A 21,066-nucleotide genomic window follows, 5' to 3' on the forward strand; every position below is an offset into this window, starting at 1 on the left:
TTTTATGGATAGGAATGCTAAGATTTATGTAGCAGGACACAAGGGATTAGTGGGCTCAGCAATTGTAAGGAATCTTAAAAAAAGAGGATATAAAAATATTATAACTAGAACTCACGGAGAATTAGATTTAAAGAACCAAAAAGCAGTTGAAGAATTTTGGAGAGAAGAAGAGCCAGAGTACGTATACTTGGCAGCTGCTAAGGTAGGAGGAATTCTAGCAAATGATCAGTATCCTGCAGACTTTATATATGAGAATTTAATGATACAAAATAATGTTATAAAAGCTGCTCATGATTTTAATGCAAAAAAATTATTATTTTTGGGAAGCACTTGTATATATCCTAAAAATGCGCCACAACCAATAAAGGAAGAATACTTGCTATCAGGGTTTTTAGAACCTACAAATGAAGCTTATGCTATAGCTAAAATAGCTGGCCTTGAAATGTGTAAATTCTTTAAGAGACAATATGGGGATAATTTCATTAGTTGTATGCCAACTAATCTTTATGGACCTTATGATAATTTTGATTTGAAGAGTTCTCATGTATTACCTGCACTGATAAGAAAATTTCATGAAGCAAAGGAAGAAGGAAAACCATCAGTGGAAGTATGGGGCACCGGTACTCCTTTAAGAGAATTTTTACATGTTGATGATATGGCAGATGCATGTATATTTCTCATGGAAAATTATAATGGAGAAGAGCATGTAAACATAGGAACTGGAGAGGAAGTATCCATAAAGCAACTAGCTGAGACAGTAAAAGAAATTATTGGATATAAAGGTCAACTACTATTTAATAGTGATAAGCCAGATGGAACGCCTAGAAAACTAACAGATATAACTAAGCTTCATGAATTAGGCTGGAAACATTCAATAAATCTAAAAGAGGGTATAGAAGATAGTTACAAGTGGTTTAAGGAAAATTATTAAAGATATTATCATTTAATCTTTTGATGATATAGGAGATATATTGATTAAATGATTAATAAATAAGGAGTATATAATGAATATAGGAATTGATTTATTGTGGGTTAAGCCAGGGAAATCTGGAGGCATAGAGTCATATATAAGAAATTTAATAGATGGATTTCTTATATATGGTAAAGATGATTACAAATATATACTTTTTGTATCAAAGGATAATGCTTCAACCTTTGAAAAATATACTAAAAATAAAGCCTTTAAATTAGAAGTATGTAATGTTTTTAGTGAAAATGTAGGAAGAAGAATTTTATGGGAAAATTTCAATTTAAATAGAAGGTGTATAAATTTAAACATAAATATTTTATTTATTCCAGTATACAGTAAACCTCTATTAAATCATAGAAAAATAAAGTATATAACTACAATTCATGATATACAAGCTATGCATTATCCACAATACTTTTCTACAATGAAAGTATTGTGGTTAAAATTTGCATGGAAAAGATGTTGTAAAACCTCTCATAAAATAATTGCTATAAGTAACTTCGTAAAACAAGATATAATAGATACTTTTAAGATACAAGAAAAGAAAATACAAGTAATTTATAATCCTATTGTTAAAAATAATACTAACGGAAATTTTAAGGACATTGAGGAAACATTCAAAATAAATAAAAAAAATTATTACTATACAGTGGCGCAATTACTACCCCATAAAAATTTAGAAACTCTTCTTTATGTTATTAAAGAAATAAAGGAGAAAGAAATCAATGTTCCAAATACCTTAGTTATATCTGGAGTTGGTGGTAAAGATGAGGGTAGATTACGTTTAATAATAGAAGAGCTTAACTTGAGCAATAATATTATTATAACTGGTTTTGTAACTAACGAAGAAAGAGATTTATTATACAAAAATGCTGCTGTATTCTTGTTTCCAAGCATATTTGAAGGTTTTGGCATGCCACCTATAGAGGCGATGCAATTAGGAGTACCTGTTTTAACTACTAAATGTAGTAGCATACCAGAGGTTACAGAAGGGAAGGCTAATTATGTAGAGGACCCTTTTGCAGTGGCTCAATGGGTGAAAAAAATAATAGAGATAGTAAAAGAAGGAGACAGTACAAACTATAGTTTTCAAAATTACTATTTAGAAAACGTGACAAAAAAGTATTTGCAGTGTTTTCATGAGGTTAGTAGCTATGATTAAGAATATGGTAAAAGTATTTTTTAGCAATGTAAGTAGTTTAATTATAAGCTTTATAACAAGCATAATAATAGCTAGGATATTGGGACCAGAAGGGAATGGACAATTAGGAGTTATTATATTAATTCCAAGCACATTATATGTTATAATTTCGGGACAATATTTTGGGGATAGTCAGTATTTCACAAAAAAGAGTATATATTCTAAGGAAGAAATGATATCCTCATCTCTTATTATTTATGGGTTTTTATGTGCTATTCAGATGTTATTGGTAACAGGATATCATATGATTTCTTATGTACCCAATTATATATATATAATACTTATGATAGTAGTATTAAATTTAAACTTATTTATAATGCCATTTTTAATTGCAATAGATGAGATTAAAGCCAAAAATATTTTAACAGTAATGTCGTCTATTCTTAATGCGTTACAAGTAATAATTTTAGTAATTCTATTAAATAATACGGTTAATGTTAAACAGATTGCTATGACACAGATAATAACTTTTGCAGTAGCAGATGCGGTAGGGATGTATATAATATTTTCTAATAAAAAAGGAAAACTTGATTTTTCTCTAAGGAAAAACTTTAATATAATAAAATCTGTATTTGGATTTGTAAAAAGTTGTTACATATCGAATGTAGCTAATTTTTTGAATTTCAGAATAGATCAGTGGTTCATATTAGGTTTTGGAGGAAATGCATCCTTGGGATTATATTCTGTGGCAGTAAATATGGCAGAAAAACTATGGATTATACCTGACTCTATAGCAGCTATTTTATATCCAGGAATAGCTGCTATGGATAATCACAAAAAAGTAATAAAAAGCATAAATAAGATTATTTTTTGGGGCAGTGTAGCAGGATTACTTGGCTGGGGATTAATATTTTTAATTTTAGATAAATTAATTATACTGATATATAAAAGTGAATATTTACAAGTATCACAAGTTATAAAAATTCTATTTCCGGGGATAATTATGTTTTCAATAGGTAAAATTGTAACATGCTTTTTATCGGGGGTAGGAAGACCCGATTTAAGAGTAAAGCCTTCGGTAATAGGGACAGTATCAAATTTAATTTTAAATATATTCTTTGTTCGTAAATATGGAATTGTTGGAGCTGCTTTTTCAACCACCATTAGCTATACAATATACGGAGTTTGGACTACTTTAGTTTATTTTAAGATATCAAAGGAGTACGCTTAACTAAAAAAGTACTATTATATAATGAGAGAGATTTTTCTAATGAAATAAATCATAAAAATATGATGAGAATTAACTGTAAATAGTATTTTATATAACATAAAGCTGATATATAATGGTATAATATCTTCAGATAATATTAATTTCACAAATTACTTTAGGATTTGTGCAGAAGGAGGTAAAGCAATGCTAGAACCCAAAGTAGAGTATTCAAATTTGAGTATAAATGTAAAAGAAGAAAAAATTGTATATAAAATCTTAAAAAGGACTATTGATATAATAGGTTCTCTTTTAGGATTAATAATACTTTCACCAATATTTTTGATTCTATCAATAGTAGTTAAGGCGGATTCTCCAGGTCCCATATTTTTTGCACATAAAAGACTTGGGTATAATGGGAATTTAATAAGAATATATAAATTTAGAACCATGGTAATAAATGCAGAGGAATTGTTAAACAACTTATCTCCAGAGCAAAAGGAAGAGTTTGCAAAGAACTTTAAATTAGAGAGTGATCCTAGAATAACAAAAGTAGGTAATTTTCTTAGAAAATCAAGCTTGGACGAGCTTCCACAGCTCTTGAATATTTTAAAAGGTGAGCTAAGCATAGTGGGACCTAGACCAATTGTAGAAAAAGAATTAAAAAACTACGGTATATATGGTGAGAAGCTGCTTAGTGTAAAACCAGGACTTACAGGAAACTGGCAAGCTAATGGTAGAAGTGACACAACCTATGAAGAGAGAGTAGAAATGGATATGCAGTATATAGATAATAGAAGTATATTTATGGATATAAAAATTATATTCAAAACTTTTAGTGCTGTAATAAAAAAGCAAGGGGCAAGGTAAAATGAAAAAATATGATTATGTGATAGTTGGAGCAGGGCTTTATGGGTCAGTATTTGCCCATGAAGCTAAAAAAAGAGGAAAAAAATGCTTGGTTATTGATAAAAGAAACCATATAGGTGGGAACGTATATTGTGAAAATAAAGATGGAATTAATATACACACATATGGAGCACATATTTTTCATACCAGTGATGACGAGATATGGGAATATGTAAATAATTTTGTTACATTTAACAGATTTACTAATTCACCTATAGCCAACTATAAGGGAGAGTTATATAATCTACCCTTTAATATGAATACTTTTAATAAGCTTTGGGGAGTAATAACTCCAGAGGAAGCAAAAGAAAAGATAGAAGGACAAAAACAAGTATTAGGAGGAAAGACTCCTGAAAACTTAGAAGAACAGGCCATATCCTTAGTAGGAACAGATATATATGAAAAGTTAATTAAGGGATATACAGAAAAACAATGGGGTAGAAAGTGCACAGAGTTGCCATCTTTTATCATAAAACGACTTCCTGTTAGATACACCTATGACAATAACTATTTCAATGATAAATATCAAGGTATTCCTGTAGGTGGATATAATAAACTTATAGAAACATTATTAGAAGGAATAGAAGTTAAGCTAAGCACAGACTTTTTTAAGATTAAAGATGAAATTGTTGCAATTTCAGATAAAATAGTGTTTACGGGAATGATTGATGAATTTTATGATTATAAATTTGGAGTTTTAGAATATAGAACACTAAGGTTTGAAACTGAGTTTAAAGAGACTAATAACTATCAAGGTAATGCGGTGATTAATTATACTGATAGCGAGACACCATACACAAGAATAATCGAACATAAGCATTTTGAATTTGGAACAGGAGAAAATACTTTTATAACTAAAGAATATCCAAAGGAATGGGAAAAAGGGGACGAGCCTTACTACCCAGTATTAGATGAGAAAAATAGTTTAATATATGAAAAGTATAAAGAATTAAGTGAAAAAGAAGAAAAGGTTATTTTTGGAGGAAGACTTGGCCAATATAAATATTATGACATGCATAATGTGATAAAGGCTGCTATAGAACGTATAAAAGAGGAGTTTAAGTAATGGATATAAGGGTGTATGTTGCTACACATAAAAACTATAAAATGCCACTGGAAAAAATGTATATTCCGCTACATGTAGGTAGAGAGGGTAAGAATGATTTAGGATATTTAGGTGACAATACAGGAGATAATATATCTATTAAAAATTCAAATTACTGTGAGTTAACAGGATTATATTGGGTTTATAAAAATATAGATTGTGAATATATAGGATTAAGTCACTACAGAAGATATTTTACAGTTAAACCTTTAGTAAATAGAGTTTTATCCAAAGACGATAAGTTTTCTCTAATCATTAAAGAGGAAGAGGCATTACAGCTACTTAAAGATGCTGATATAGTTTTACCAAGTAAGAGAAATTATTATATTGAAACAGTAGAATCACACTATAAAAATGCCCATCATATAGAGGATTTAAATAAGGTAAGAGAAATAATTAAAGAATATCACAGTGAATATACTGAAAGCTTTAATGAAGTAATGGGTGGGAAAAAGCTTTATTTATATAATATGTTCATTATGAAAAAAAAGGATTTTGATGAGTATTGCAAATGGCTCTTTGATATTTTATTTAAGTTAGAAAGTCAAATAGATATAAGTAACTATGATAACTATCAAAGTAGAATTTTTGGATTTTTAAGCGAAAGACTATTTAATGTATGGATAAAAAAACATAACCTAAAAATCAAAGAAATTCCTGTTATAAATATGGAAGGAATAAATTGGTGGAATAAGGGTATAAACTTTTTGAAAAGGAAGTTTATTAAATAACAGTTAATGTTAAAGAGGAGAGACATACAGTGAGAAAATTAATATTTATATTCTCTAGTCTTATATATAAACTTTTTTCTTTGATCCCAATAAAAAAAGATAGAATAATAATGGAATGTGATTACGGAAAAGGATTTTATGGAAATCTATTATATATATATAAGGAGATTGAAAAAAGAAATCTCACAGTTGAGATTATAATTCCTTTGAATAAAGGGATAACTATAGATGTTAACAATGTAAAGGTAGTTAAAACTAGAACACCATTACATTTGTATTACCTTGCTACATCTAAATATTGGATAACCAATAATCATTATTATCACTTTTTAAAAAAGCGAAGTGGTACCATTATGATTAATACATGGCATGCAATGGGAGCTTTTAAGAGATTTGGTATAGATTCTGCTAAAAGCGAAGAAGAAATAAATAGATTTGAAAGAGATAGTAAAAATATCGATTACCTTTTAGTTAGTTCATCAGAACTAAGAAGTATTTATTCTAAAGCATTAAATGTAGAGGAAAATAAAATATTATCTATGGGAATTCCAAGAACTGATGTTTTGATTAATGAAGAAGAGATAGAAAAAGCAAGGATTAGATTTTATAATAAATATCCTAGCCTTAAGGATAAAAAGCTTATATTATATGCTCCAACCTTTAGGGATGATGAAAAGGAATATTTTAATATGCAGTTAAATCTAAAATTATTAAAAAACAACTTTGGAGATAACTATAAATTTATATTTAAATTACACCCAATTATAAGAAATTCCTATGAAATAGATGATGAGGTTAAGGATTTTGTTATAGATATGGGTAAAGAAAACATAAATGATCTAATGATTGTATCTAATTGTTTAATCACTGATTATTCATCAGTGATATTTGAGTATTCCCTACTTAAGAAGCCAATGGCCTTCTTCACCTATGATTTCCATAAATATAAAGAAGAGCTTAGAAATTTTTATTTTCATTTTGAAGATTTTATTCCAGGAGAAATGATGAATACTACTGAAGAGATAGTAACCTTTATTAACAATGCTGCAATGGGTGACTTTGATATAGATAGAATAAATAGTTTCTCAAGTAGATTTTGTGAATATAAAGATGGCGAGGCTTCAAAAAGATTTGTAGATTATTTTTTAAACTTTTAAATTCAATGAATATCTATCATTGATCACTAATAAAGGAGGAAGCTATGAATATAGGATTAATACTTGCAGGAGGAAGTGGCACTAGAATGGGTGGTGATCTTCCAAAGCAGTTTATAGATATATACGGTAAACCATTAATTGTACATACCATAGAGGCTTTTGATATAAATCCCAACATTGATTATATAGCGGTTATATGTAAATCAGACTATAAAGAGGATTTAAATATATGGGTTAGAAAATATGGGCTTACAAAGGTTAAGTGGATAGTAGATGGCGGAGATACAAGACAATCCTCTGTGGAAAATGGACTTAAGGCTATAGAGGAGTTTTGTGGTGGTGATGATATAGTAGTTGTTCACGATGCTGCAAGACCACTTATATCTCAAAGAATAATTGATGAGAACATAGAAGGTGCAAAGGAATATAAAGCTGTAGACACAGTTATTCCAAGTGCAGATACTATTATAAAAACCTTAGATGGAGAATTTATTGAGGAAGTACCCCCAAGACATGAACTTCATTTAGGTCAAACACCTCAGAGCTTTGAATATGCCCTAATAAAGAAGGCACATGATCATGCTAAAGAAAATAATATTAACACAGCTACAGATGACTGTCAGCTAATTCTTAAGTTAGGAGAAAAGGTTCATTTAGTTAAGGGAGATAAACTTAACTTTAAGGTTACAACCTTTGAAGATTTGTTAATATTAAAATCTGTAATAAAGCTAGGAAAGTTAGAAGTTAAATAGTTAAATAGTTGAATAGTTAAACAGTAAAATTGTTAAATATGTGAGTAGTTAAATAGTTATATAGCTAAAAAGCTAAATTATTAAATATAGATATAGGCTTTAGGTGGTGATAAGTGTGTTAAGTAAAGGGTTTAAAATAGTTTCTCCCAATACCTTTGAAATATATTATGAAGATGTAAATATAAAAGCCAATGAAGCCCTTGTGAAGATAGATATGGCAGCTATTTGCAAGGCAGACTTAAGATATTTTTTAGGTTTGAGATCAGAAAGAATATTAGGTCTTAAGTATCCTATGAGACTTTTACATGAGGCTGTGGGAACAATTATTAAAGATCCTACAAATACATTTGAAATTGGAGATACTGTGGTTTTAGTTCCAAACATAACTGACTGTAGTATTAATGGGGGAGAAGGTAATTGCAATTTATATAAAAATGTAGCAATATGCCCTCTTAAAGATAATAACTTAGGAGAAAATTATTGTCCTAAGGCAAAGTTTGCCTCTAGTAATATAGATGGTTTCTCTTGTGAGTATATATCATTTCCTATATCTAATATAGTGAAAGTTGGACATAAGGTTTCCAAGGAAGTGGCAGTATTTTCAGAACTTACTTCTGTTGCTATGGCAGCTATGAGAAGGGTTAGAGATTTAAATAGTAAAACCATAGCCCTATGGGGAGATGGAATTGTGGGATATATTCTAGCTTCTGTTTTAAAGAGTAAAACTAATAGTAAAATTATAGTTATAGGAAAGCATGAAGAAAAGTTAAAAAAATTTCCTGTTGATAATTATTATTTAGTAGGGCAGTCATCTCTAAAAGAGTTAAATATGGACATAGCCTTTGAATGTGTTGGAGGAATTGGTTCACAAGGAGCAATAAATGAAATTATAGATTCCATAGCTATTGGTGGAGAAATAGTTTTAACAGGAGTTTCAGAAGAAAATATAGAAATCAATACTAGAAAAATACTAGAAAAAGGTCTAAGACTCACTGGAACTACAAGAAGTTCTATAGAGGATTTTCAGGAATCTGTAAAGCTGATGGAAAATCTTAATTACTCAAATTCTATAGAACAGTTAATAAATGGCGTGAAAGTAATAAATAACATTAGCGATTATTATGTAGTTTTTGAAGAAGAAGTAAAAAATAAATCTTTGGGAAAAACTATAATGAAGTTTTCAATATAGAAGGGAAAGAATATGAACACTAAGATTTCAGTAATAATACCAATTTATAATGTGGGAAGTTATATAAAGAAAACTATAGAATCTCTTGCAGTGCAGAGTTTCAAAGATTTTGAAGTAATAGTTATAAATGATGGTTCCACTGATAATTGTAATATTATATGTGAAGAAGAACTTATAAAGTATAATTTGACTTACACCATTATAAATAAAAAAAATCAAGGGGTAAGCAACGCAAGAAACCAAGGCATATCTCTAGCTAAGGGAAAATACTTATATTTTTTAGATGGTGATGACTATATTGAAAAGCAATGTCTTGAGAAGTTCTACAATTATGCTGAAAAAGAAGGTACATATATAGTATTTTGCGGCTATACACATCTAAGTGCTGATAATAATTATAGTGTTATCTCAAAGGTTCATAAATACATAGATTCCATATTAGAAGGAAAAGATGCTGCTGCAAGAATGCTTAGAAATGAATTTTGGATTAGTGCAATATCAGGATTTTATTTAAGAAGCTTTATAATAGAGGAAGCCTTGAAGTTTCCAACAGATATAAAATTTGGGGAGGATACTGTCTTTATAATTAAAGCTCTTACAAGAGCAGAGTCCGTAGGCTGTGTTAAGGAACCTTTAGTGAATTATGTAAGAAGAGGAACTTCTGTAACGAAGACACCAAGTACAGCCTATTATAATCTCCATGATTCAGATGTGAAAATTTTAGAGTATAACAAAGAAGTTTGTAAGGATAAAAATATTAAAAACGCTCTATTGAACTACCATATACCAAGAAATATAATAAGAATTTTTTCTACTATGGCAAAGGGTGGAGCAGATAAAAAAGAGTTATATGAGTTTATAATGAGGGAAGATGTACGAAATTTTTTAAAAGGGTTTAATCCTAAAAGTAAGAAATTTAAAGTGGCTTCCCTTATGATTTTGAGATTTCCTAAGATAGCCTATAAGGTTTTTAATATCTATGGAAGAATGGGTAAAATACAATGAGATTAAAGTATGCAAAACGTAATGTAATATATGGTACCATAACATATGTGGTTTTAATGCTTCTAACATTCATAAATAGAAGGATATTTATAAATATGTTAGGACAAGATATGGCAGGACTCCAAGGATTGCTTCAAAATGTACTAAGTTTCTTGAACTTGGTAGAATCTGGAGTTGGCATGGCCATAATGTTCTCATTATATAAACCCTTTGCAGAAGATGATAGGGTTCAGATAAAGAGTACAGTAAATTTATACTCTAAGATTTACAAGGTATCTGGAACTATAGTGTTAATAGCAGGAATTGTACTTTCAGGTGCTTTGGGTATTTTTGTTAAAAATCAAATACCTATAGACTATGTAAGGATATGTTTTATTCTTTATGTTATAGATACTACATTAACATATTATTTTTCTTATAAAACATGTATGCTATATGCAAGCCAAAAGGGATATATAATATCAATTTGTGATTTTGCATTTAAAGCTGTAAGAGGCATAGTCCAGATATTTATGTTGTTTATATTTAAATCATTTTTACTTTATATAGCAATACAGATTTTAACTAATGTAGGATACTTAATAACTATAAACTATATGGTTAAAAAGAAGTTTCCTTGGTTTAAGGAAACAGAAGTTTCAGAAGTTAAAGAGAAGAATAATATAATAAAAAATATAAAAGCATTATTTATTCATAAGGTGGGAGCCTTTGTAGTTTTTGGAACTGATAACATGCTAATATCATACTATTTGAATTTAAAAATAGTTGCAATGTATACAAACTACCAAATGGTAATATCATTTTGTCAAAATTTTATTAATAAGATTTTTGAAGGACTTACAGCTAGCATAGGAAATCTTCTTACAGAAGGAGATTCTGAAAAATCCTTTGGGATATTTAAAAAGTTGATGTTTGTGAATTTTTGGATTTCGTCTATGGCAACAATTTCTCTTTATAATGCCTTTGATAAATTTGTTACTATATGGATTGGAAAAGAATACATTTTAGACAATATGGTGGTAATAGTTCTCCTAGCAAACTTTTATATAACTACAATGAGAATGTGTATAGATAAGTTTAAAGAAAGTGGAGGTCTATATTATGAGGATAGATATGCTCCTATTTTTGAAGTTATTATAAACTTAGTTTTTTCAATTATGTTAGTTAAAAAATTTGGCCTTGTAGGTGTATTTGTAGGAACATTGATAAGTAACTTATCTGTAGTATTCTGGGTTAAGCCTAAAGTGGTATTTAATAAGGTATTTAAAAGAAGTTTAAGTCAATATATTGTAAGGTACATTGGGTATTTAGGTATTGGAGTTATACCCTTTTTATTAACTAGAATTATAGGAAGCTTTATAAATGTTGAAAATATAATTTTTTCATTTTTAATAGAGGTTGTATTAAATGTAGTAGTAATAAATCTAACTTATTTGGTAATTTTCTATAGAAGTGAGGAGTTTTTATATTATAAAGGGTTAGTGATTAAGAAACTAAAAAGGCGTTAGAAAGACTATTCAGTATAGAATGTTTGAGGTGGTAGAAATAAATATGATGAAATTAAATAGAGATAAAGATAAAATTATAAATATTTGTAACAGTAATTGGTTCAAATACGGATTAGTATTTCTTACAATGCTTTTGAGTTCTTCCATAGAATTAGTTACAGATATAGAAATTATAAATATGGGGAAAAATGCATTTTTCATAATAGTTCCACTTATACTTATTGTATTAATGATAAAGAATAAGCAGATCAACAAGGATATAAATATAACTTTCTTATTATTATGTGTTTTTAGTTTTATATCTGTAATTTGGAGTATTTCCCCTAAAGATACTATAAAAGGTTCCATATTACTTGTGGGTACTACAATTTTAGCCATGTATATAAGCAAAAATTATGAAAAAGAAGAAATAATGAAAAGTTTATTAATATGGTTTTTTGCTTTAGTAGTAATAAATCTAGTTCTCGTAATATTTAAATCTGATATTATCTATCAGATAGAAGAAACTAGATATAACAATGCAATTAAGGGTATATTTAAACATAGAAATACATTGGGATTATATATGTCTATGGCTATTGGTGTAGGATTATGGTTTATATTGCAAAACAAAGAGAAGGTAAATAAATATATACCTATAGCTACTGTTATAGGTGGAGGGATTCTTTTATATTTAAGCAAAAGTATGACTTCATTACTATTAGGTATTTTAATTATATTTCTTATATATTTCACCAGATATAAAAAGTTTAATACAATTTTATGTTATAGTATTATTCCTTTAATGATAATAGGGGTTTTAGTATTGGTTTTTACACCAAATTGGTTCAAAGAAATATTGGAGAGCCTTGGTAGAAATTCTACATTAACTGGCAGAAGTGTAATTTGGGCAGGTGTTATAGCAGCTATAGTATATAAACCACTTTTAGGGTATGGTTTTGGGGCATTTTGGACTGTAAACCCACATTCCGTATTATTTGTTTTATCAGAATATAAATATGAGCTTCCTGTAAACTCCCATAATGGTTATTTGGATTTATTAATAGAATTTGGAGTAGTGGGAGTAATAGCTATAATTATTTGGATTGCTTACATGGTAAAAAAACTAAAAGAAACCACAAAAGTTAATCTAAATAAAAATAATAAGTATATAGGATATATAATGTCTTACTTTATATTTATATTAGTATTTAATTTAGTTGAAAGCTCCCTTATGAAGCCATGCAACTCTTCCTATATATTACTTGTAGTTTTTACAAATATGCTTTCAAGAATATCCAAAGAAAGTATCTAATTTTAAAATAGATTAAAGGAGCGTTTATTATGAAGGGAATTGTACTTGCTGGAGGTTCAGGAACAAGACTATATCCTGTTACAAAGGCTATGTCAAAGCAAATGGTACCAATATACGATAAACCTATGATTTATTATCCAATGTCAGTACTTATGTTATCAGGAATTAGAGAAATTTTAATAATATCCACTAAAAGAGATTTGGAAACCTTTAAAGAGCTTTTTGGTGATGGAAGTGAATTAGGGCTTGATATAAGCTATGAAGTTCAAGAAGCTCCTAATGGACTAGCAGAGGCATTTATCATTGGAGAGGATTTTATAGGAGAAGACAATGTAGCTCTTATTTTAGGGGATAATATATTTTGGGGACAAAGTTTTGATAAACATTTAAAGGCAGGAGCTGAAATAGAAAAAGGAGCTCTTATATATGGATATTATGTTCAAAATCCAAGGGAATTTGGAGTAGTAGAATTCGATGAAAACAATAGGGTTTTATCTTTAGAAGAAAAACCAGAAAAACCAAAATCTAAATATGCAGTACCAGGATTATATTTTTATGACAACTCTGTAATTGAAAAGGCAAAATCTTTAAAGCCATCCAAAAGAGGGGAACTAGAAATAACTGATTTAAACAAACTGTATATGAAAGAAAATACACTAAAGGTAGATTTATTAGGAAGAGGAATGGCTTGGTTAGATACAGGTACCCATAGCTCTATGCTTAAAGCGTCAAATTTTGTAGAAGCAGTTCAAAGTACTCAAGGTACATATATAGCAAGTCTAGAAGAAATTGCATTTCGAAAAGGTTGGATAAATAAAGAACAACTAAGAAAACTAGCGGAGCCACTAATAAAGAGTGATTATGGAAAATATCTTATTGAAATTTCAGAAGAGTAAGTATAGAAAATTGTGAGGGAAAGATTATGAGTAATTTCATATTTGAAAAAACATCTATTGAAGATCTATATATAGTAAAGCCAAAGGTATTTCATGATAATAGAGGATATTTTATGGAAACCTATAGTAAAAAGGCGTTCTTTGAAAATGGACTAACAATGGAATTTGTACAAGATAATGAATCTTTTTCAACAAAGGGAGTATTAAGAGGGCTTCATTTTCAAACAAAACATTCTCAAGGAAAACTAGTAAGAGTTATTCATGGAGAAATCTTTGATGTGGCTGTAGACCTTAGAAAGGATTCACCAACCTATTTAAAGTGGGAAGGGGTATATCTCTCAGGAGAAAATAAAACTCAATTTTATATTCCGGAGGGCTTTGCCCATGGATTTTTAGTTTTATCCAATGAGGTAACCTTTAACTATAAATGTTCAGATTTTTATCATCCAGAATATGATAGTGGCATTCGTTGGAATGATGAAACTATTGGGATAAAGTGGCCACTGGATAAAATAGAAGAAGTAATTCTTTCAGATAAAGATAAAGAGCAGCAATTTGTATCTGAATTTAATAGCCCTTTTTAGGTGAGAGGAGAAGGAAAATGAAAACATACTTAGTTACTGGAGGAGCAGGTTTTATAGGCTCAAACTTTATAATATATATGTTAAAAAATTTCAAGGATATAAAAATAATAAACCTGGATAGTTTAACCTACGCTGGAAACCTAAATAATCTTAAAGAGATAGAAAGTGATGTAAACTATCATTTTGTTCATGGGGATATAAGGGATAATTTCCTGGTAAATAAAATATTTGAGGATTTTAAAGTAGATTATGTCGTAAACTTTGCAGCTGAAAGTCATGTAGACAGAAGTATTGAAGACCCTGAAACCTTTGTAAAAACAAATGTACTGGGAACCTTAAATCTTCTAAACTGTGCTAAAAAAGCTTGGTATGTAGATGGAAAATGGAAAGAAGGAAAGAGATTTCACCAAGTTGGAACAGATGAAGTATATGGATCATTAGGAGAAACAGGTTATTTTACAGAAAGCACTAGCTTAGATCCTCATAGTCCATATTCTGCAAGTAAAGCTTCATCAGATTTAATGGTAAAGGCTTACTTTGATACTTTTCAGATGCCTATAACTATTACAAGATGTTCTAATAATTATGGGCCTTTTCAATTCCCAGAAAAATTAATACCATTACTTATTAATAATGCAATAAATCATAAAGCACTACCTATATATGGAGATGGTCTTAATGTAAGGGATTGGCTTTATGTAGAAGATCATTGCAAAGCTATTGATATGGTGATTAATAATGGAACTATAGGTGAAGTTTACAATGTAGGTGGACATAATGAAAGAAAAAATATTGAGATAGTAAAAGAAGTTATAGAATATTTAAATAGAGAGTATGATAACACTATAACAGAAGAGCTAATCACCTATGTAGAAGATAGAAAAGGTCACGATAGAAGATATGGTATAGATCCTAGTAAAATTAAAGATGAATTGGGATGGTATCCAGAAACCTCTTTTGAAAAGGGAATAATTAAAACTATAAAGTGGTATTTAAAAAATAAACAGTGGATGGAAGAGATAACATCTGGAGAATATGAAAATTACTACAACAAAATGTATAATAAATAGGAGAGCAATTAAGTTATGAGAAGACTTTACTTAATTATTAGAGCCATACCTAAAACCATATATTTCAACTTTAAATATTTACCTTTTAAAAAAGCTATAAAATTACCTATAATTGTATCTCATAGAGTGTGGTTAATGAAGTCACGAGGTAATGTAAATATTAATAGTAATGTTATAAAACCGGCAATGATTAAGCTTGGATTTGGAGAAGTTGGAATTTTTGATTCCATGAGATCAAGAAGTGTTTGGAATGTTTCTGGAACAGTAAATTTTAGTGGGACTGCCACACTAGGACATGGAATTAAAGTTTCTGTTGAAGATGAAGGGAAATTAAATATAGGTAATAATTTAATAGTAACAGCAGAGTCATCTATAATTTGCAGAAGAGAAATATCTTTAGGTGAAAATGTTATGATTTCTTGGCAAGCTCAAATAATGGATAGTGATTTACATCCTATTATAAATAGTGAAAATATAGTAATAAATAAAGATGAGCCTATAGATATTGGAGATAATAGTTGGATTGGTTCAAGAGTAATTCTTTTAAAAGGGGTAAAACTTCCTAAAGGAACTATAGTAGCTGCAGGAAGCACCCTTAATAAAGGAGCTTTAAAAAGCATAAAGGAAAAAGAGAATAGCTTAATTGGAGGAGAACCAATTAGAATCTTAAAAGAGAATGTTACATTTAAAGTGTAGTTGGAAAGTATATTAGGAGGTATTTATGTACGAAGTATTGGCAATTATTCAAATTTTAATTCTGGTAGCCTTTGTAGTTAATTTTGGGAGAAAACAAGGGATATCATTTCTTGTAGATCAAGGGAAAGTAATGTTTATTTTATGGATAACAGCATTAATTTTGTATAATTTAAAGATAAGCACTCTTTATAATCCTAATATTCAGATAAATATAGTTGTGGGAGCAATCCTAATAACCTTTTTTATACTATCTAAAAAAATATCAGTTGGAGAAGATGATATTAAATTAGTATTTAATAATTTCACAGATAGAAAACAATATAAGATATACTCAAGAATAGCAGATTTAATATTCATAATAGCGTCACTAGTATTTATATATAATGCATATAAGTATGGACTAGAGATTCTTGAAGCAAACAAGGTTGATAAACAACAAGTTGATCATTATGCAGCATATATAATTTATATGCTTGTGTTAGTTTCTGAAATAAAATACATACTGTTTAGAAGGTTTAAAAATATAAAAGATTTCCTAGTATTATTTGGATCTATATTAATACTATTCTTAACACTAAATAGAGGTCCAATTACATTTTTATTTATAACTATAGGAATTTATGAAGTATTTAATTTTATAAATATAAAGTCTAAATTAACTAAGAAACAAAGAGGGGTAACATATGGATTACTAGGATCTTTAGTAGCAGTATTTATATGGTTCTTTGGATACATCGGAAATATAAGAATGGAATATGCCTTTGAAAAAGTATATAAAACAAATCTTTGGAAGCATTATGGAGTTAATGAAATGATACCTTCAGGATTGGTATGGATATTTTTATATCTTACAAGTCCCCTTGAAAATGTAGCATTTTCTTTGGAAAATCAGGTGGTGAACCTAACATATTTCAACAATTTACTCTATCCCTTTATTAAATTTGGAGCAACTATATTAGGAAAAGGTGAAGAATATAAGGCATGGATGCTTACAAGGGCTACTTATATACCACATCTTGAGAAAGTGTCAGGGTTAAATGCAGCGTCATTTATACCAGATGCATTTCAGGACTTTGGAGTATTTGGATTTTTAGTATACTTAGCAATATATTTATTAATAGCCTATGTTTCTATTAAAGTTATAAAAAGTAAAAGAGAAATTACATCTATAACAAAAATACTTATATATACAAATACCTTAAGTTTATTATTATGGAGTGTGTTTACAAATTCATTTAGAATATCTATACTAATTATAAATATAATGTTATTACTATGTATTGAATTTGGTTATAAGAAATGGACACAATGGAGGATAAAATGAATATAATTAAAAACTTTTTTGGAAACTATAGTAGGAAAGAAGTAAAGAAATTAGGAATTATTGCAGATAAGATTATGGCTTTAGATGAATCAATGACAAAGCTTACAGACCAAGAGCTAAAAGAAAAAACTGAAGAGTTTAAAGAAAGATTATCTAAGGGAGAAACCTTAGATAATCTTTTGGTAGAAGCCTTTGCTGTAGTTAGAGAGGCTTCTTATAGAGTTTTAAACATGAAACACTATAGAGAGCAATTAATAGGAGGAATAGTCCTTCACCAAGGAAGAATTGCAGAGATGAAAACTGGTGAAGGTAAAACTTTAGTAGCAACCTGTCCTGCATATTTAAATGGTCTTTCAGGAGATGGGGTTCATATAGTCACAGTTAATGACTATCTAGCAGAAAGAGACTGTGAAGAAATGGGACAAGTATATAGATTTTTAGGTTTAGCAACGGGAGTTATCCTTCAACCTATGAAACCTGATGAAAGAAGAGAAGCTTATAATTGTGATATAACCTATGGGACTAACAGTGAATATGGATTTGACTATTTAAGAGATAATATGGTTATTGATCCAAGTGAGAGAGTGCAAAGAAAGTTAAACTTTGCTTTAATTGATGAGGTAGATTCTATATTTATTGATGAAGCAAGAACTCCTCTTATAATTTCAGGACAAGGAAAGAGTTCCACTCAAATATATAAGGTGGCAGATATCTTTGCAAAGGGATTAAAAAAGGATGAAGATTATGAAATAGATGAAAAGGTAAAAGCAATAATCTTAACAGATGAGGGCGTTGAAAAAGCTGAAAAGTATTATGGCATTGAAAACTTCTCTGATGAAAAAAACATGGATATTCAGCATCATACTATGACGGCACTTAGAGCCAATTATGTAATGAGTCTTGGTATTGACTACATTATCAGAGATGGAGAAGTAATGATTGTAGATCAATACACAGGCAGAGTTATGGAAGGTAGACGTTTTAGTGAAGGTCTACATCAAGCCATAGAAGCTAAGGAAAAAGTTAAAATCAAAGAAGAAAATGACACCCTTGCTACAATTACATATCAGAATTATTTCAAACTCTACAAAAAATTATCTGGTATGTCGGGAACTGTAGATACAGAATCATCAGAATTTCAAGAAATATATAAATTAGATGTGGTAGTTATTCCAACTCACAGACCTATTCAAAGAATAGATAGAGAAGACAGGATATTTAAAACAGAATATGAGAAATTTAAAAGAGTTGTAGAGGATATAGAAGAAACTCATAAAAATGGACAACCAATATTAGTAGGTACATCTAGCATTGATAACTCAGAAATACTTTCCTTTATGTTAAAAAAGAAAGGTATACCGCATGAGGTTTTAAATGCTAAAGAGCATGCCCGTGAAGCGGAAATAATAAAAAATGCAGGACAAAAAGGAGCTATAACCATAGCTACAAATATGGCTGGTAGAGGTACGGATATAAAACTTGCAGAAGGTGTAGAAAAACTAGGAGGTCTTAAGGTTATAGGAACTGAAAGACATATGTCTAGAAGAATAGATAACCAACTTAGAGGTCGTTCAGGAAGACAAGGAGATAATGGAGAATCAGTATTTTATGTATCCTTAGAAGATGAGATAGTAAAAAGATTTGGAAAAGAAAGACTTGAAAGAATAGAAAAAAACACCAAGTTTTTAGAAACTGAAGAAATAAACAATAAAAAAATAAATGAGCTTATTGAAGTATCACAGTCAGTAGCAGAATCCTTTAACTTTGAAGCTAGAAAAAATGTAGTTAAGTATGATGATGTACTAAACAAACAAAGGGAAATACTATATAAGCAAAGAAATGAAGTAGTTGAAAAAGAAAATGTTGAAGATGAAATAAAGGCCATGATGAAAAATGTCATTGAAAAAGAAGCAGAAAATATACTTATAGATGCAGATAATGATAATTTTGAAGAAAAACTAATGAACCTAATGAGTATTATGAAAGATTTATTAGGAAATGCAGAAATAAATTCAGATAGCTTTAAGGATCTAAGCAATGAAAAAATATTATCAGAATTATCTAAAGTAGCAATAGATATTTACGATAATAAAAAAGAGACTATAGGAGAAGAATTTGTAGCAGTGCAAAAAAGGATACTATTAAAAACTGTCGATTCAACATGGATAGACAACATAGAAACCCTTACAAACCTAAGGAAATATGTATCTCTTCAAAGTTACAATCAAAAGGATCCTATTGTTGGGTATACTAGTGAAGCTAGTGAAATCTTTAATGTAATGATGTATAATCTTCAAAAAAATGTAGTAAGGTATATAATGAATATTAAAATCAATACATATATTTAACTACATACAAAGGAGATATCAATGGATAAGAAGGTTACAATAATACTTTTAAACTATTGTGGAACAGAGGATACCTTAAATTGCATTAAAAGTTTAGAACAAATAGAATACAATAACTATGAAATTCTGGTGGTGGATAACGCATCGCCAGATAATTCCTATAAAACTTTGAAAGAAGAATTAAAAGATACTCCACATATATTATTAAAATCTCCTTGTAATGATGGTTTTGCAAAGGGAAATAATATAGGAATAGAATATGCCATGAAAAAAGGAACTGATTATATACTTTTACTTAATAATGATACCTTAGTAGATAAAGATTTTCTTAAAGAACTAGTAAAGTGTTATGAAAATCATACTAACCCTGGTATTGTTGGCTCTAAGATTTTGTATGAGGGTAATAGAGATCACATTTGGTATGGTGGTGGAGATATAGATTTTAAAAAGTTCTATGGGTACCATTTAGGCGAAGGACACAAGGATGAAGGTCAGTATAATAAAGAACGCCCTATAAATTTCATCACAGGATGCGTAATGCTTATAGGAAAAGAAGTAATAGATAAAATAGGTGGACTTCCAGAAGAATATTTTATGTATTTTGAAGATGTAGACTATTGCATAAAAGCAAAAGAAGCAGGTTATGAGTTATATTACTGTCCTAAATCAATAGTATATCATAAAGTAAGCGCTTCTTCAGGTGGTGAGGAATCTACCTTTGGAATAAAGTGGGGAACTAGAAATAGAATTATATTTATGAATAAATTTAAATATAAAGTTTCAAAGAAAAAATATTTAAAATCTAAGATGTATTTTTATTCAACTAGAATAATAAAACTTTTACAATTTTCTATTAAGAGAGAATTCGACAAGAGCAAAGCTTTAAAAGAAGGAATAAAAATGGGGCGAGCCGTTACAAATACTAAATAATATGCAAAATGTTAAATTATATTAAAAATTAAATATAAATGATTTAAATACAAAATATATTAATATTTTGTATTTTTTTATAAAAAAGAGGATTTTTAAAATTGGTATAGAATATTATATAAATGGATATTTATTTATTGATTAGAATAATATAAAATAATTTAGAAAAAAATGAATAAATTGTTGATATATTAATTTGTGTTGTGTAGTATAATATCTTTTATGAGTAAAAATGGCAATTATAATAAAT

General features: G+C 28.8%; 19 protein-coding genes. All 19 read left to right on the forward strand.

All coding sequences use genetic code 11. The features are described 5' to 3' along the window. The first annotated feature begins 4 nt into the window (after positions 1 to 4). The 19 genes from fcl to IO99_RS04835 all read left to right on the forward strand — a co-directional run bounded on the left by fcl (position 5) and on the right by IO99_RS04835 (position 20,816). On the forward strand, positions 5 to 931 hold the full coding sequence (fcl, locus tag IO99_RS04745; protein WP_035130880.1) for a GDP-L-fucose synthase: 927 nt from the start codon (positions 5 to 7) through the stop codon (positions 929 to 931). A 73-nt stretch (positions 932 to 1,004) separates the two neighbouring features. Further along, positions 1,005 to 2,132, forward strand: a complete 1,128-nt coding sequence (locus tag IO99_RS04750) for a glycosyltransferase family 4 protein (protein ID WP_035130882.1) — start codon at positions 1,005 to 1,007, stop codon at positions 2,130 to 2,132. Beyond that, complete coding sequence (locus tag IO99_RS04755; RefSeq protein WP_035130883.1) at positions 2,125 to 3,342, forward strand: oligosaccharide flippase family protein; 1,218 nt, start codon at positions 2,125 to 2,127, stop codon at positions 3,340 to 3,342. The genes IO99_RS04750 and IO99_RS04755 overlap by 8 nt, the downstream gene beginning before the upstream one ends. A 183-nt stretch (positions 3,343 to 3,525) precedes the next feature. Continuing rightward, positions 3,526 to 4,188 carry a sugar transferase gene (locus IO99_RS04760; protein WP_035130885.1) on the forward strand — a complete coding sequence of 221 codons (663 nt, stop codon included), beginning with the start codon at positions 3,526 to 3,528 and terminating at the stop codon, positions 4,186 to 4,188. 1 nt (position 4,189) lies between these two features. Next, positions 4,190 to 5,293, forward strand: a complete 1,104-nt coding sequence (gene glf, locus IO99_RS04765) for a UDP-galactopyranose mutase (RefSeq protein ID WP_035130887.1) — start codon at positions 4,190 to 4,192, stop codon at positions 5,291 to 5,293. Continuing rightward, complete coding sequence (locus IO99_RS04770; RefSeq protein WP_035130889.1) at positions 5,293 to 6,063, forward strand: DUF4422 domain-containing protein; 771 nt, start codon at positions 5,293 to 5,295, stop codon at positions 6,061 to 6,063. The genes glf and IO99_RS04770 overlap by 1 nt, the downstream gene beginning before the upstream one ends. Before the next feature lie 29 nt (positions 6,064 to 6,092). Continuing rightward, positions 6,093 to 7,220 (forward strand): CDP-glycerol glycerophosphotransferase family protein, encoded by a 1,128-nt coding sequence (locus IO99_RS04775; RefSeq protein WP_051823921.1) that lies wholly within the window; start codon positions 6,093 to 6,095, stop codon positions 7,218 to 7,220. A 44-nt stretch (positions 7,221 to 7,264) separates the two neighbouring features. Next, positions 7,265 to 7,972, forward strand: a complete 708-nt coding sequence (gene ispD / locus IO99_RS04780; RefSeq protein ID WP_035130893.1) for a 2-C-methyl-D-erythritol 4-phosphate cytidylyltransferase — start codon at positions 7,265 to 7,267, stop codon at positions 7,970 to 7,972. 115 nt (positions 7,973 to 8,087) lie between these two features. After that, entirely contained in the window at positions 8,088 to 9,161 is a 1,074-nt protein-coding gene (locus IO99_RS04785; protein ID WP_035130895.1) for a zinc-binding dehydrogenase, read from the forward strand. A gap of 12 nt (positions 9,162 to 9,173) precedes the next feature. Continuing rightward, a complete protein-coding gene (locus IO99_RS04790) occupies positions 9,174 to 10,166 on the forward strand; it encodes a glycosyltransferase family 2 protein (protein WP_035130897.1) in 993 nt (330 codons plus the stop codon). Further along, positions 10,163 to 11,674: a lipopolysaccharide biosynthesis protein gene (locus IO99_RS04795; RefSeq protein ID WP_035130899.1), complete on the forward strand. Its 1,512-nt coding sequence runs from the start codon at positions 10,163 to 10,165 to the stop codon at positions 11,672 to 11,674. Before IO99_RS04790 ends, IO99_RS04795 begins: the two co-directional genes overlap by 4 nt. A 43-nt stretch (positions 11,675 to 11,717) precedes the next feature. After that, positions 11,718 to 12,968, forward strand: a complete 1,251-nt coding sequence (locus IO99_RS04800; protein ID WP_035130901.1) for an O-antigen ligase family protein — start codon at positions 11,718 to 11,720, stop codon at positions 12,966 to 12,968. A gap of 29 nt (positions 12,969 to 12,997) precedes the next feature. Further along, entirely contained in the window at positions 12,998 to 13,864 is an 867-nt protein-coding gene (gene rfbA / locus IO99_RS04805) for a glucose-1-phosphate thymidylyltransferase RfbA (protein WP_035130903.1), read from the forward strand. 26 nt (positions 13,865 to 13,890) lie between these two features. Then, positions 13,891 to 14,448 (forward strand): dTDP-4-dehydrorhamnose 3,5-epimerase, encoded by a 558-nt coding sequence (rfbC, locus tag IO99_RS04810; protein ID WP_035130905.1) that lies wholly within the window; start codon positions 13,891 to 13,893, stop codon positions 14,446 to 14,448. 17 nt (positions 14,449 to 14,465) lie between these two features. Further along, on the forward strand, positions 14,466 to 15,518 hold the full coding sequence (gene rfbB / locus IO99_RS04815) for a dTDP-glucose 4,6-dehydratase (RefSeq protein WP_035130907.1): 1,053 nt from the start codon (positions 14,466 to 14,468) through the stop codon (positions 15,516 to 15,518). A gap of 15 nt (positions 15,519 to 15,533) precedes the next feature. Continuing rightward, a complete protein-coding gene (locus IO99_RS04820) occupies positions 15,534 to 16,214 on the forward strand; it encodes an acyltransferase (RefSeq protein ID WP_035130909.1) in 681 nt (226 codons plus the stop codon). A 25-nt stretch (positions 16,215 to 16,239) separates the two neighbouring features. Further along, entirely contained in the window at positions 16,240 to 17,538 is a 1,299-nt protein-coding gene (locus tag IO99_RS04825; protein ID WP_035130911.1) for an O-antigen polymerase, read from the forward strand. Next, positions 17,535 to 19,886, forward strand: coding sequence for a preprotein translocase subunit SecA (gene secA, locus IO99_RS04830; protein WP_051823922.1), 2,352 nt, complete (start codon positions 17,535 to 17,537; stop codon positions 19,884 to 19,886). The genes IO99_RS04825 and secA overlap by 4 nt, the downstream gene beginning before the upstream one ends. 21 nt (positions 19,887 to 19,907) lie before the next feature. Continuing rightward, positions 19,908 to 20,816, forward strand: coding sequence for a glycosyltransferase family 2 protein (locus IO99_RS04835; protein WP_035130913.1), 909 nt, complete (start codon positions 19,908 to 19,910; stop codon positions 20,814 to 20,816). The last annotated feature ends 250 nt before the right edge of the window (positions 20,817 to 21,066 follow it).

Origin of the sequence: Clostridium sulfidigenes (assembly GCF_000732635.1) — a bacterium.
In the GTDB taxonomy this organism is placed as follows: Bacteria; Bacillota; Clostridia; order Clostridiales; family Clostridiaceae; genus Clostridium_J; species Clostridium_J sulfidigenes.

Bases quoted from the DNA above. Each gene is read 5' to 3' on its own strand.
- rfbA (WP_035130903.1), top strand. From the start codon at position 12,998: ATGAAGGGAATTGTACTTGCTGGAGGTTCAGGAACAAGACTATATCCT.
- rfbB (WP_035130907.1), top strand. From the start codon at position 14,466: ATGAAAACATACTTAGTTACTGGAGGAGCAGGTTTTATAGGCTCAAAC.
- ispD (WP_035130893.1), top strand. From the start codon at position 7,265: ATGAATATAGGATTAATACTTGCAGGAGGAAGTGGCACTAGAATGGGT.
- IO99_RS04755 (WP_035130883.1), top strand. From the start codon at position 2,125: ATGATTAAGAATATGGTAAAAGTATTTTTTAGCAATGTAAGTAGTTTA.
- rfbC (WP_035130905.1), top strand. From the start codon at position 13,891: ATGAGTAATTTCATATTTGAAAAAACATCTATTGAAGATCTATATATA.
- IO99_RS04800 (WP_035130901.1), top strand. From the start codon at position 11,718: ATGATGAAATTAAATAGAGATAAAGATAAAATTATAAATATTTGTAAC.
- IO99_RS04790 (WP_035130897.1), top strand. From the start codon at position 9,174: ATGAACACTAAGATTTCAGTAATAATACCAATTTATAATGTGGGAAGT.
- secA (WP_051823922.1), top strand. From the start codon at position 17,535: ATGAATATAATTAAAAACTTTTTTGGAAACTATAGTAGGAAAGAAGTA.
- IO99_RS04770 (WP_035130889.1), top strand. From the start codon at position 5,293: ATGGATATAAGGGTGTATGTTGCTACACATAAAAACTATAAAATGCCA.
- IO99_RS04835 (WP_035130913.1), top strand. From the start codon at position 19,908: ATGGATAAGAAGGTTACAATAATACTTTTAAACTATTGTGGAACAGAG.
- IO99_RS04795 (WP_035130899.1), top strand. From the start codon at position 10,163: ATGAGATTAAAGTATGCAAAACGTAATGTAATATATGGTACCATAACA.
- fcl (WP_035130880.1), top strand. From the start codon at position 5: ATGGATAGGAATGCTAAGATTTATGTAGCAGGACACAAGGGATTAGTG.
- IO99_RS04820 (WP_035130909.1), top strand. From the start codon at position 15,534: ATGAGAAGACTTTACTTAATTATTAGAGCCATACCTAAAACCATATAT.
- IO99_RS04825 (WP_035130911.1), top strand. From the start codon at position 16,240: ATGTACGAAGTATTGGCAATTATTCAAATTTTAATTCTGGTAGCCTTT.
- glf (WP_035130887.1), top strand. From the start codon at position 4,190: ATGAAAAAATATGATTATGTGATAGTTGGAGCAGGGCTTTATGGGTCA.
- IO99_RS04750 (WP_035130882.1), top strand. From the start codon at position 1,005: ATGAATATAGGAATTGATTTATTGTGGGTTAAGCCAGGGAAATCTGGA.
- IO99_RS04760 (WP_035130885.1), top strand. From the start codon at position 3,526: ATGCTAGAACCCAAAGTAGAGTATTCAAATTTGAGTATAAATGTAAAA.